Origin of the sequence: Fibrisoma limi BUZ 3, from assembly GCF_000296815.2 — a bacterium.
Taxonomy (GTDB): Bacteria; Bacteroidota; Bacteroidia; order Cytophagales; family Spirosomataceae; genus Fibrisoma; species Fibrisoma limi.
In genome coordinates, this window is record NZ_CAIT01000009.1 from 930,006 (window position 1) to 942,141 (window position 12,136).

The following is a 12,136-nucleotide window of genomic DNA, read 5'->3' on the forward strand; positions in this document are numbered from 1 at the left end:
GTAACTTTGGCCGTTGCCTGCTGTACGTTCTGCTTGTGAAGACATTATTCTCCTTTTTATTTACCGACGCCTACCGGCTACTCAGCAACCCCAATGGGCGAAAATTCCTGTGGTTACTCCTGACATCGGCTGGTACCCGGCGCAACCAGACCACTACCCTGACCTACGACGGACTGCGCTTTCAGACGCCCGACAGCCTGATGTTTTTCTGGCAGGTGAAAGAGATTTTTGTGGATGAGAGCTATGCTTTCCCAGCTACCTCGTCGGAGCCGGTTATCATCGATTGCGGGTCCAACATTGGCACCAGCGTCGTATATTTCAGCCGCTACTATCCGAAAGCCCGGATCATTGCCTTTGAAGCCGATGCCGCAACCGCCCGAACGCTACGCTATAACCTGACGGCCAATGGCGTAGCCAATGTTGAGGTTATTGAAAAAGCTGTCTGGACCGACAACGAGGGCGTCGATTTTGGCAGCGCGGGCGACGACGTTTCGTCGGTTTACGTAGCAACCAACGTGAACCACGTACCATCGGTCCGCTTCCGCGACGTATTGAAGCAATACCCCCGGATCGATATGCTGAAAATCGACATCGAAGGGGCCGAGAACCCCGTACTGGCCGACTGCCGATATGCACTTGGCCATGTGCAGAACCTGTTCATCGAGTACCATGCGTACATCGGTCAGCCACAGACCCTCCCGGAACTGCTCGACATCCTAAAAGACAGCGGCTTCCGATATTATATTGATACGGCCCAGCACCGTACGAAACCACTTGTCAACCGGCAGTACCGGGGCAATACCGTTATGGACCTGCAATTGACTATTTTTGCGTACAGATGACGGACGGTGTTCGGTTTTCAGTTTACGACGGTCGGCGTCCCGGTTCTCGGAGGCCACACACCAACGGATCGTAAACCGAATGCCGTAAACCGACTACTCGTAAACTCAATGATTGATAAGATTCTAAGCCGTCCCGAGTTTCGCGATCAACCACCCGTGCTGGTGGACATTGGCGCATCGGGGCAATTACATACCCGCTGGAAAGCCTTCGCGAAACACTCGGTTTGCATTGCGTTCGATGCCGACGACCGCGATTTCGGCTACGTCGAAAGTGAATCCAGCCATTTCCGGAAGCTGTACACGTTTAATCATATTGTAACGGAGACAGACACGGAAACGGCGGACTTTTACCTGACTGCGTCCCCCCACTGCTCCAGCCTGCTGAAACCCCGGCCCGATCTGATTCAGGAGTACGCCTTTGCACCGAAGTTTGAACTAACGAAGGTCGTTCAGCTCAAAACCCGCAGCCTGCACTCCACGCTTCAGGAATTGAACATTGGTCAGGTCGACTGGTTCAAGACCGATTCGCAGGGCATCGATCTGCGCCTGTTTCGCGACCTCGGCGAGGATCGCACCCGGCGTGTGCTGACGGCGGAATTTGAGCCCGGCATCGCGTCCGTGTACGACGGCGAAGACAAGCTGTTCCGCATTTTGCAGTTCATGGACGAAACCAATAACCACTGGCTGGCCGAACTGCTGCCGAAAGGTTCTCCACGCATTACGCCCGCCCTATTGGACAGCTTTACCACCAATCCGCTTCTGAAAAAGTTTGTGTTGTTTTCACAGAAGAACAGCGCGCTTTGGGGGGAGATGACGTACATCAACCGTTTCGCCGACGAAGCCATGCTGACGCAGCGAAACCTGCTGCTGGGCTGGGTATTTGCTACCACCCTCGCGCAGCACGGGTTCGCCCTGATCCTGACGCAAAAAGCCAAAGCCCGTTTCAACGATCCTATTTTTGACGAGATGGAGCGCTACTCCCGCCGACGTATCTGGGGCCGCGTGTGGCAGATCGGTTTCTGGCCGGAGGTAGTTAAGAAGTTTGATAAACTATTGGGCCGGTGAGAGTTACGCTGCTCAGCACGTACCACCTCAGCGGTGGCGCGGGCGTAGCCGCAACACGGCTGCACCACGCGCTGAATCAGTACGGTCAGGTGGATAGTACGCTGTTGGTAGGTATCCCCAATCGACTGGAAAAACACCGCTCCGACGCGGATGTTACGTATCTGGCCAATAATCTGCTGGCGGAGCAGACAGCTTACCTGCGCTTTGTGGCCGAACGGTTATACTTTCTGCCCTTCGAGCACGACCCGTCCGTTCGCTTTCAGTTTTCACCGGCGGTGGTTGGGGCCGACGTCAGTTTTCATCCGGCCGTACAACAGGCCGATGTGCTGCATCTGCACTGGGTCAACTTCGGCTTCCTGTCTCTTCGCAGTTTTCATCAACTCATTGATTTGGGCAAACCTATCGTCTGGACGCTCCACGACATGTGGGCGTTTACGGGTGGGTGTCACTACAGCCGGGGTTGCGATCATTTTCAGACGCATTGCCGCCAATGCCCGTACCTGAAGCGTCCGGGCGAGCGCGATCTGTCGTACCGGATATTTGAACAGAAACGTAAGTTGTTCGACCGGGGGAACATTCATCTCGTGTCGCCGAGCCATTGGCTACGGGAAGAAACGTACCAGAGTGCGCTACTGAGTGATTTTCCGCATACGGTGATTCCGAACCCCATCGACCTCAATACGTTTCGGCCAATCGACCGAACGGCCGCAAACGCCCGGCTTGAGTTACCGAACAACGGTTCGCTACGACTCCTCTTCGGCAGTGCCAGCGTTACTGATCCGCGCAAAGGCTTTCGGTACTTTGCCGAAGCCCTGAACCGCCTGCATGAGCAGCAGCCAACGGCTGCGATTGAGATACTGGTGTTTGGTAAAGGACGTAGCTATCTGTTCAACGAACAGCCGTATCCCATCCGGCATCTGGGTGTATTGACGACAGAAGACGACATCGTTGCCGCCTACAATGCCGCCGACGCCATGGTGGTGCCCTCGCTGGAGGATAACCTGCCGAACACCATTGTTGAAGCGCTGGCCTGCGGAACCCCGATTATTGGATTCCAGACGGGCGGTATACCCGAAATGATCGATCATCAGCAGAACGGCTATCTCGCAACCGTTCGATCAGCCGACGAACTGGCCAACGGGCTTACCTTTATCGTGAACCACCCAAACCAGGCCGAACTACGCCAGCACGCCCGACAAACCGCCGAAACCCGTTACGCAGCCGATATCGTTGCAGGGCAGTATGTTGAACTGTATCAAAAATTAAAGAGCGAAAGAGTGAGAGAGTGAAAGAGCGCAAAAGCTGGCTCACTCTTTCACTCCTTCGCTCTTTCACTCTTTAAAAATGCCAACCGTATCCATCATCACCATCACCTACAACGCCGAGCGCTTTCTGGAACGTACCATCCAGAGCATTGTGGCGCAGCAGGCGATGGACTATGAATATCTGATTATCGATGGCGCGTCGAAAGACGGGACGCTGGATATTATCCGTCGCTACGAACCGCATGTTACCCGCTGGGTTTCCGAGCCCGACAAAGGGCTCTACGACGCGATGAACAAAGGCCTGCGCATGGCTACCGGCGACTACGTCTGGTTTATGAACGCGGGCGACGAAATTCACGATCCGCAAACCCTACCCCGGCTGCTCGAACGTATCGGCGCAACAGCCGCCGAAGTATACTACAGCGATGCCTTATTTGTACAGGACGACGGAACAGCGGTAGGCCTGCGGAGCCAGATAACACCTCACTCGTTACCGCACCATCTGACCTGGCCCGATATGGCACTCGGCATGAAAGTTTGCCATCAGGCGTTCATTGCCAGGCGCGCCATTGCCCCGGAGTATCCAACCGATAACCTCAGCGCCGACCTCGACTGGGAAATCCGCTGCCTGAAGCTCGCCCGACGCATTGAGTTCTTACCGTTCGTTCTGTGCAGATACCTTGTCGGTGGTCTGTCCGTACAGCAGCACCGCCGATCACTTACCGATCGATTTAAGGTTTTGGTCCATCATTTCGGGCTAATTGCAACTGTATTCAATCACGGCCGGATTGTGTGGCGATCCATTCGTTTTAAAATGCAGGCTGATCTTTGACCAGTCACATTCCAATTTATGAACAATTGTAAAAATTGTATTAAGCTGAAAGGATAATTGCAAGTTCTTTGCCTTTTGACCGATAATGCGGATAAATTTGCGGGCCTTATTCCGATAAACCCTTGTTTATTTTGTTCAATTCCCACAAAAAATAGACTTAACCAATGAAAAGAATTGCTGTTTTTACCTCTGGTGGCGACGCGCCGGGTATGAACGCCTGCATCCGGGCTGTTGTTCGGGGGGCGGTCTATTACGGCCTGGAAGTGTTCGGAATTCGCCGGGGGTACAGCGGAATGATAAATGGCGACATTTTTCAGATGAATTCGCACTCGGTCAGTAACATCGTTCAGCGCGGAGGTACCATTCTGAAATCGGCCCGCAGTAAAGAGTTTATGACTCCCGAAGGTCGCCGAAAAGCATTTGAACAACTACAGAAATTCGGTATCGAGGGGCTTGTCGCTATTGGCGGAAACGGTACGTTTACGGGAGCTACCATCTTTTACGATGAGTACGGCATTCCAACCGTCGGCGCACCCGGAACGATTGATAATGACCTCTACGGCACCGATTATACGATTGGATTCGACACGGCTGTTAATACCGCCCTCGAAGCTATCGACAAAATCCGCGACACGGCCGACTCCCACGACCGGATCTTCTTCATTGAAGTGATGGGCCGCGACTCCGGCTACATTGCCATTCAGTCGGGTATTGCCGGTGGTGCCGAACTCGTCATGGTTCCGGAAGTACTGACCCCCATCTCGGAAGTAGTTGAAACGCTGAAAGCAGGCTGGAGCCGGCAGAAAGCCTCGTCTATCATTGTTGTAGCCGAAGGTGAAGAAGAAGGCAACGCCATCGAAGTGTCCGAAAAGATTCGTCGGCAGGTTCAGTCCGACATTGATATGCGCGTAACCACCCTGGGTCATATCCAGCGCGGAGGTATTCCAACCGCCTATGACCGGATTCTGGCAAGCCGTCTGGGTTTGGGTGCGTTAGAAGGTCTGATGAACGGGCAAAAGAACGTAATGGCAGGAATCGTCAACAACGAGCTTGTCTATACGCCGTTCCGCGATACGATCCGCCTGCCGAAGCCGATCAACGAAGACCTGCTCCGCATGGTGAAGATACTATCGGTTTAGGGAAGAAAGGGAAGAGGGGGAGGAAAGGGACAAAGGGGAAGTTGCCTTAAGTCCTTTCCTCCCCTTCTTCCCCCTCCTCCCTTTTCTCCTTTTCATACATACCCCACCACCTTATAGACAACCAGACCGATAATTTCCCGTAGTAAATAGAAACTATCGGCGAACGCCTGCTCGTGTGGCAGCAGCAGCTCACCCGGAACGAATGACCGGTAGCCACTCAGGAAGTTAGCCGGAAACGGTACTACCTGAACACCTTCTTTCTGGAAGCAGGCCACCGACCGGCGCATGTGCGAGGCCGACGTAACGAGTATGCACCGATTGGTCCGAAACCGTTCACGGAGCAACTTCGCCGAGAATTGAGCGTTTTCGTGGGTATTGCGTGATTTGTCTTCCAGTAGGATGTCTTCTGGTTTAACGCCTACCATGCGCAGGAATTCGGCCGTCATCTGGCCTTCGTCGTTGACATCAATCGTTTGAAACGGCAATCGGCCCTGTCCGCCACTGATGACAATTTTCTGAACCGCTCCTGTTTTGTAGAGGTAAAACGCCTGTTGCGCCCGATCGGCCTCGCGACCCAGTAACGGGCGGCCGACTTCGGGCTGTTCGGTTACGTTCATCATGCCGCCGGTCAGCACGACCGCAATGTGCGGCCCTGGCGTTTGGTTCGCTTCACGAATAGCGGTCACCGACACGGGCTTATACTCCCAAAGTAGTGCCAGTTCATTGATCAGGAACGAATTACCGAACAGCCAGAACGTAACGAAACCAGCCCAGATCGCCCGGCGACGGCGCACAGGGTTTCGGGCGAGCAGCGCTATTACCAAAGCGGTAAATAACCAGCCGGCGGGTGTCAGCAGGTAATTGAGGGTTTTCGAGAGGAAGTAAAACATTACGTATGCGAAGAAGGGCGGCCCGTTCGTTGAAGGTTGTAGGTATCAATGATGCAAGTCCGTCAAATCTGCTAATTTTGTAGGTATTTCAGCCGCGAAGATACGCACCGACCGTATGAAAAAACTCCTCCTGACCGCGTTGTTCGGTTTGTTGTTTACGCCCGCCCTGCTGGCTCAATCGACCGAAGGCTTCCGGATTGTCAGCCGCATCAAAGGCGTTAAAGATACCACCTGCGTACTGGCGCACTATTTTGGCGCTGGCCAGTACATTCCTAAAGACACCGCCCGCGCCGATGCCAATGGCAATCTGGTCTTTGAAGGCAAGAAACGGCTGCCAGAAGGGCTGTTTATCGTCGTTACGCCCAAGAACCGTTACATCGAACTGCTCATCGCCGACGACCAGGATTTCTCGTTCGAAACCGATACCGCAAATGTGATCAAAAACATGAAGGTAACCGGCTCGAAAGAAAACGAGCTGTTCTATACATACCAGCAGGAGCTCGGCAAACTCTACGATGAAGCGCAGGTAATTAGTGCTGAAAAAAAGCTTCACAACGACGCTACGTCAGCGGCTATGGCGAACGAAAAAATGGCGGTTCTTCAGAAGAAAGCGCAGACGTACCGCGAACAGTTTCTGAAGGAAAATGCCAGCAGCTTTGCCGTAAAGATCTTAAAAGCCACCGCCGACCCGGAAGTACCACCTGCCCCCAAAGCCAGCAACGGCCGCCCGGATTCAGTTTGGGTGTTCAACTACTACAAGTCCCATTTCTGGGACGATTATGATTTCAGCGACGAGCGGTTCGTACGATCGCCGGTGTTGCAGCGCAAGCTCGATCGGTACATCAAGGAACTGACCGTTCAGACCACCGATTCGCTCATTAAGGAAGCCGATTACCTGGTCAGCAAAGCTCGGGCTGGTAAGAACAAGGAAACCATTTCGTACACGATCTGGTACATCACGAGCCAGTATGAGCAACCCAAGATCATGGGCACCGATGGCCTGTTTGTCCACATGTTCGAGAAGTACTACGCTACTGGTATCATGCCCGTAACGGATACGTCGACGATCCGGCGCATCGGCGAACGCGTGGCTACGCTCAAGCCTACGCTGGTCGGCAAAGTGTTACCAACACCCAGCGTCAGTGATACGCTCCGGAAGCCCGTTGCCCTGAACAACATCAAAGCTGATTATACCGTCGTATATTTCTACGATCCACACTGCGGCCACTGCCGGGAGAGCGCACCGAAATTGAAGAAGTTCTCAGACGACTACAAAGGGAAGGGCGTTGCCGTAGTTGCTATTGCTGTTGAACAGAGCCCCGAAGAATGGAAGAAATTTATCCGGGAGTTCAAGCTGAACAACGTAACGCACGGCTATGATTACTCGCTGCGGACCAACTACCGGCAGCAGTACGATGTCTGGACAACCCCGACGGTATACGTTCTCGACAAGAACAAAAAGATCATTGCCCGCAAGCTACCGGTTGAGCAAATTGAGGATTTCATTCAGTTTAACCAGAAACAACAGGCGCAGACTACCAGGAAACCTGCCGTAGCCCCCGCCAACGCCAAGGCAAGTGTGAAGAAATAAAGGAGAAAAGGAGGAAGGGGAGAAGGAAGTGACCAGCGGTTGTTCCTTTTCTCCTTTTCTCCCCTTCCTCCTTTTCTCCTCTTTTATTTCATCTTCGTGCGTTTCACTAAATACGCCGTCAGGATCTGGTCGAAGCCCTGGGCGATGTCGGCTTCAATGAAATCAATTTTGTACTGCCCGCAGCGGAGCTTCAACTCCTGAAAATACTGCTTTACGGCCTGCTGGTACGTTTCGCGAATCTGACCCGGCTGTAGCTTCACCTTCTCCCCGGTTTCCAGGTCAATGAATTCATACGGCCGCTCGTCGAATGCAAATTCTTCCTCCGTCTTTTTATCGGTTACGTGAAAGAGCAGCACTTCGTGCAGATTATGCCGCAAGTGCTGGAGTGCCGAAAACAGCGAATCCGCTTTTTCCGTGTTGTCGAACATATCGCTGAACAGCACCACCAACGACCGCTTGTTGATTTTTTCGGCAACCTGATGAATAACATCGGCGGCCGATGTTTTACGGAGTGGTTTGGGCTGCACCATCAACTGGTCCAACTGAGTGAACAGCTTGTGCACGTGCGACGGCGTCGACTTAACGGGGGTTTGCAGATCGATCGTATCCGCAAACGTAGTCAGGCTCACGGCGTCTTTCTGACGTTGCAGCAGATACGCCAGACAGGCGGCTGCCATCACACTGAAGGTCATTTTACCGTAGTTCGACTCAGGATAATACATCGACGACGACGTATCGATCAGCAGGTGGCAGCGCAGGTTTGTTTCTTCCTCGTAGCGTTTAACGAACAGCTTTTCGGTTTTGCCGTACACTTTCCAGTCGATATGCCGGGTTGTTTCGCCGGTGTTATAGAGTCGGTGTTCCGCAAATTCGACCGAGAAACCGTGAAACGGTGATTTATGCAGGCCCGTGATGAAGCCTTCGACCAATTGACGGGCCAGAAACTCGACGTTTCCGAACGAACGTACCTGGCTCAGGTTGAGGGATTGTTTCATAATCTGTACCGGACCAGCGGTCCGCTCTATACGCTCTGTACCGTTGCTAACGAAGGAATTTACCTAAACGTACCTTTTTCTGATAAGATCAACTGAAAACAAAGATATGAACAGCGGACCGTGAGGAGCCGTGTGAGGGAAAACTTTCACGCACGGTTCTGAAGACCAGCCGCCGAGTCGCCCCGGCGGCTGAGTTTAATTTATACAATCGACCCGCCGACGCGGTATGTCTAGCTATTCGAAGGGCAAAGGCAATTCTGGTCTACGGCTACCCGGTGGCTACGGGAGCCGACGACAATACCACGACATATTTGGCAAGATTGCGGTTTACTTTGTCATCGTTTGGGATGAGTAGAAGCATAAAGCAACTTCAGGAAATGTCACGAATCAGAATTTTTCTTTACGGGATTCTCAGGAAGCGATCCTCAATGAATTTATCAAGTGCTTTTAGGCGAAGCCTTCTCCATTTCAGCTCAAAAAGCTCAAATGTGTTATACTAATATAAGTTAATGACTGCGCTACCAGTGCGGCTTAATGCTGAATCGAACTGTCGAAGCCGTCAGAATAAGTTAAACTAAAAAGCACCCGTCAACCTATTCAAGTTATCACGGGGATGCAAAATTATACTCGCACAATCAAACGATTTCAGGTTAAAAACTGAGCCAAAAGCTTCTTAACCATGACTGTAAGAAAGCTCAGCAAGCGGTACATGTTACCGATTGGATCCTGTGAGCTGGTTTACCGCTTGGTGCTTATCCGTATCCGATAATCCGCTCGTAACGCTTTTAAACTACGGAACAAAACGTTATACACCGATTGAGGTGAGATCTGCATTATTTGCCGAATCTCGCTATACGTTTTGGCTTCAAAAAAATAAAGCTGTACCATCTGTTGTTGACGACGAGGCAGCGTACGTAAGGCCCGCTCGATGAGTGCTACCTGAAGTTGTTCTTCTTCTACGTTGACATAGTCCTCTTCGGAAGACGGGCACATAGGGTGCATTTCATGGGTCACTTCGCTAGACATCTGTTGTTTATTTAGGCGTCGAACGATGGAATGGCGCAGGGCATTGGCCAGGTAATAGCCGGCAGGAGCCTTGGCATTAAGCGTTTGCCGGGATTGCCAGATGGTTAAAAATAAGTCCTGGATGGTGTCTTCAACTAACTCGGCATCATTCGTTAAGCGCAGCGCGTACCGCTTTAGCGCCGGATAGAAACGTACATAAAGCTGGCCAAAGGCGGTCTTGTCTCCTGACAAGGTTTGCTGCCAAAGGGCTTTATCCGACGCCGAAGCATGCAAGGAAAGGTTCCGGTTCATAAAAAGATAAGGGGGAGTTTTACGAGGGCCTATGATCGGGTCGTACGTTATAGGTGTATGCCTCAGATTAATTCGTTCGTCCACGATTGGCGTACCAATCACCAAAACTTTTTCGGGCTGGAAGTGGCATCTCTCGGCCTATATACCAGGGATTAAACCGATGGTTGACCAGCCACGGAAACTGCCGAAGTGTCCAGCGACCGAACCGGCCAGCCAGACGATACAGCCGCGGACTGGTCAGGAGCCAGCTTAACCCATTCATACTGGCCGTCTTACTAGCCGGCGCCAAGCCTGCTGCCACAATAACCTGCCGCCATTTCCAGAGTTGCTTGTCCAGATCAATCTTGACGGGACAGACATGGGTACATGATCCGCACAGGGTAGAGGCAAATGGCAGGTCAGCATGTTTTTTCAGGTCCAGATTGGGGGATAGCACCGAGCCGATTGGCCCAGCTATGGCGGTGTGGTAGCTGTGGCCGCCACTACGCCGGTAAACTGGACATGTGTTGAAGCAAGCCCCGCAGCGGATGCACTTGAGCGATGATCGAAAGTCAGCGCGTCCCAACTGGTGACTGCGGCCGTTGTCCACCAGGATGATGTGCATCCGCTGACCCGGCCGGGGTTTGGCAAAGTGGCTGGAGTACGCCGTAATGGGCTGCCCCGTGGCGCTGCGGGTCAGTAAGCGCAGAAAAACGCCCAGGTGCTCTTGAGCTGGAATCACTTTTTCAATGCCCATGCACGCGATGTGCACATCAGCCAGGTGAGCCCCCAGATCAGCATTCCCCTCATTGGTACACACCACAAAGGCCCCGGTTTGGGCAACGGCGAAGTTAACCCCGGTTATAGCCACGTTTGCGTGCACGAACTTCTCCCGCAGGTGCTGACGAGCTATTTCGGTCAATGCTTTAGGGTCAATTATCCCGGCTGGCACGCCCAGATGTTGATGAAATGTCTGGCCAACATCTTCTTTTTTAAGATGAATGGCGGGCAGTACAATGTGGCTGGGTGGTTCCTGGCGTAGCTGGACAATCCGCTCGCCCAGATCCGTGTCTACAACCTCAATGCCCTGCTTGATGAGGAACGGATTGAGGTGACACTCTTCCGTGAGCATCGACTTGCTCTTGACGATACGCGCTGCGCCATATTCCCGTAAAATAGCCAGCACAATCTGATTATGTTCATTCGCATCAGCCGCCCAATGTACTTCTACGCCGTTCCGGTGGGCACTTTGCTCAAACTGCTCCAGATACTGGTCTAGCTTGGATAAGGTATGTTCTTTAATCTGGGACGCCAGCTCGCGCAGGTGTTCCCATTCCGGCAGACCATGAGCCGCTTTATCGCGTTTCTGGCGAATCCACCAAAGGGTTTCGTCGTGCCAGTTCGTGCGTTGCGTGTCAGCTACGAACTGCCGGGCGGCCGCTGCGTGATCAAGCTGGTTCATAGGCGTTCAGGACTTGAGCGATGTGCAGTACATCGGTGTTACTTTTCCTCCGGCGGAGTATTCCCTGCAGGTGCATCAGACAGGACATGTCGCTACCAACGATATAGTCTACGTTATTGGCCAGGTGCTCATCAACTCGATCCTGACCCATTTTGACCGAAACGGCTTCTTCAGTGACGCAGAACGTACCGCCAAACCCACAGCATTCGTCGGGGCGCTCGGGATAAACCAGTTCCAGTCCATCGACTAAACTCAACAGTTGTATGGGTTTTGAAAAAGCCGGTTCGTTTTGCTCCGACATCGACGCGAGCCGTAACCCCCGCAGCCCGTGACAGCTACTATGCAAGCCAATCCGGTGGGGAAACGACGCTGCCAGCGACTTAACGCGCAGTACATCCGTCAGAAATTCACACACTTCATAAATGCGGCTCCCGTGTGCAGCCGGCAGATGCTCCCTGAGATGAACTGTGCAGGAACCTGACGGTGTAACAACGTACTCAAATGAACTGAATATACGCTGAACGTTCATTTCGCATCCGCTGGCCAGATGTTCGTACCCAGCGTTAGCCATCGGCTGACCACAACACGTCTGTTCAGTTGGATACGTGACCGCGCAGCCCAGCTTTTCAAGTAACTCCAAAGTAGCTACCCCAACCTGAGGGAAGAACTGATCGACGTAACAAGGAACAAACAGAGCGACGTTCATGGGATAGGACAATCTAGTCTTGGGAAAGAACAACGAGAATGCTGCTGCAAATT

11 protein-coding genes are annotated in these 12,136 nt (G+C 52.7%); 6 read left to right on the top strand and 5 right to left on the bottom strand.

All coding sequences use genetic code 11. The annotated features are described in order from the left end of the window. The first annotated feature begins 35 nt into the window (after positions 1–35). The 5 genes from BN8_RS23415 to pfkA all read left to right on the top strand — a co-directional run bounded on the left by BN8_RS23415 (position 36) and on the right by pfkA (position 5,143). Positions 36–842, top strand: coding sequence for an FkbM family methyltransferase (locus BN8_RS23415; protein WP_040006788.1), 807 nt, complete (start codon positions 36–38; stop codon positions 840–842). A 108-nt stretch (positions 843–950) separates the two neighbouring features. Beyond that, positions 951–1,907, top strand: coding sequence for a hypothetical protein (locus BN8_RS23420; RefSeq protein WP_009284429.1), 957 nt, complete (start codon positions 951–953; stop codon positions 1,905–1,907). After that, the gene (locus tag BN8_RS23425; protein ID WP_009284430.1) at positions 1,904–3,196 is read left to right on the top strand and encodes a glycosyltransferase family 4 protein; all 1,293 of its coding nucleotides are present in this window, start codon (positions 1,904–1,906) and stop codon (positions 3,194–3,196) included. Before BN8_RS23420 ends, BN8_RS23425 begins: the two co-directional genes overlap by 4 nt. A gap of 55 nt (positions 3,197–3,251) precedes the next feature. Further along, a complete protein-coding gene (locus tag BN8_RS23430; RefSeq protein WP_009284431.1) occupies positions 3,252–4,004 on the top strand; it encodes a glycosyltransferase family 2 protein in 753 nt (250 codons plus the stop codon). A 164-nt stretch (positions 4,005–4,168) separates the two neighbouring features. Beyond that, a complete protein-coding gene (gene pfkA, locus BN8_RS23435) occupies positions 4,169–5,143 on the top strand; it encodes a 6-phosphofructokinase (RefSeq protein WP_009284432.1) in 975 nt (324 codons plus the stop codon). Between the two features lie 92 nt (positions 5,144–5,235). On the opposite strand, the gene BN8_RS23440 is transcribed toward pfkA, so the two are convergent. Continuing rightward, a complete protein-coding gene (locus BN8_RS23440; RefSeq protein WP_009284433.1) occupies positions 5,236–6,033 on the bottom strand; it encodes a YdcF family protein in 798 nt (265 codons plus the stop codon). A 115-nt stretch (positions 6,034–6,148) separates the two neighbouring features. On the opposite strand from BN8_RS23440, the gene BN8_RS23445 reads away from it, so the two are divergent. Beyond that, positions 6,149–7,624, top strand: a complete 1,476-nt coding sequence (locus BN8_RS23445; RefSeq protein ID WP_009284434.1) for a TlpA family protein disulfide reductase — start codon at positions 6,149–6,151, stop codon at positions 7,622–7,624. A gap of 83 nt (positions 7,625–7,707) precedes the next feature. On the opposite strand, the gene BN8_RS23450 is transcribed toward BN8_RS23445, so the two are convergent. From BN8_RS23450 to BN8_RS23465, 4 genes are all read right to left on the bottom strand, one after another. Next, positions 7,708–8,619 carry a DUF58 domain-containing protein gene (locus BN8_RS23450; RefSeq protein ID WP_009284435.1) on the bottom strand — a complete coding sequence of 304 codons (912 nt, stop codon included), beginning with the start codon at positions 8,617–8,619 and terminating at the stop codon, positions 7,708–7,710. 738 nt (positions 8,620–9,357) lie between these two features. Then, positions 9,358–9,936, bottom strand: coding sequence for an RNA polymerase sigma factor (locus tag BN8_RS32025; RefSeq protein WP_009284436.1), 579 nt, complete (start codon positions 9,934–9,936; stop codon positions 9,358–9,360). A gap of 67 nt (positions 9,937–10,003) precedes the next feature. Further along, positions 10,004–11,377 carry a lactate utilization protein B gene (locus BN8_RS23460; RefSeq protein ID WP_009284437.1) on the bottom strand — a complete coding sequence of 458 codons (1,374 nt, stop codon included), beginning with the start codon at positions 11,375–11,377 and terminating at the stop codon, positions 10,004–10,006. After that, complete coding sequence (locus BN8_RS23465) at positions 11,364–12,083, bottom strand: (Fe-S)-binding protein (protein ID WP_040006468.1); 720 nt, start codon at positions 12,081–12,083, stop codon at positions 11,364–11,366. Before BN8_RS23465 ends, BN8_RS23460 begins: the two co-directional genes overlap by 14 nt. Positions 12,084–12,136: the final 53 nt, after the last annotated feature.

Coding starts and splice junctions, on each gene's coding strand:
- BN8_RS23445 (WP_009284434.1), top strand. CDS start 6,149: ATGAAAAAACTCCTCCTGACCGCGTTGTTCGGTTTGTTGTTTACGCCC.
- BN8_RS23420 (WP_009284429.1), top strand. CDS start 951: ATGATTGATAAGATTCTAAGCCGTCCCGAGTTTCGCGATCAACCACCC.
- BN8_RS23450 (WP_009284435.1), bottom strand. CDS start 8,619: ATGAAACAATCCCTCAACCTGAGCCAGGTACGTTCGTTCGGAAACGTC.
- BN8_RS23440 (WP_009284433.1), bottom strand. CDS start 6,033: ATGTTTTACTTCCTCTCGAAAACCCTCAATTACCTGCTGACACCCGCC.
- BN8_RS23460 (WP_009284437.1), bottom strand. CDS start 11,377: ATGAACCAGCTTGATCACGCAGCGGCCGCCCGGCAGTTCGTAGCTGAC.
- BN8_RS23430 (WP_009284431.1), top strand. CDS start 3,252: ATGCCAACCGTATCCATCATCACCATCACCTACAACGCCGAGCGCTTT.
- BN8_RS32025 (WP_009284436.1), bottom strand. CDS start 9,936: ATGAACCGGAACCTTTCCTTGCATGCTTCGGCGTCGGATAAAGCCCTT.
- pfkA (WP_009284432.1), top strand. CDS start 4,169: ATGAAAAGAATTGCTGTTTTTACCTCTGGTGGCGACGCGCCGGGTATG.
- BN8_RS23465 (WP_040006468.1), bottom strand. CDS start 12,083: ATGAACGTCGCTCTGTTTGTTCCTTGTTACGTCGATCAGTTCTTCCCT.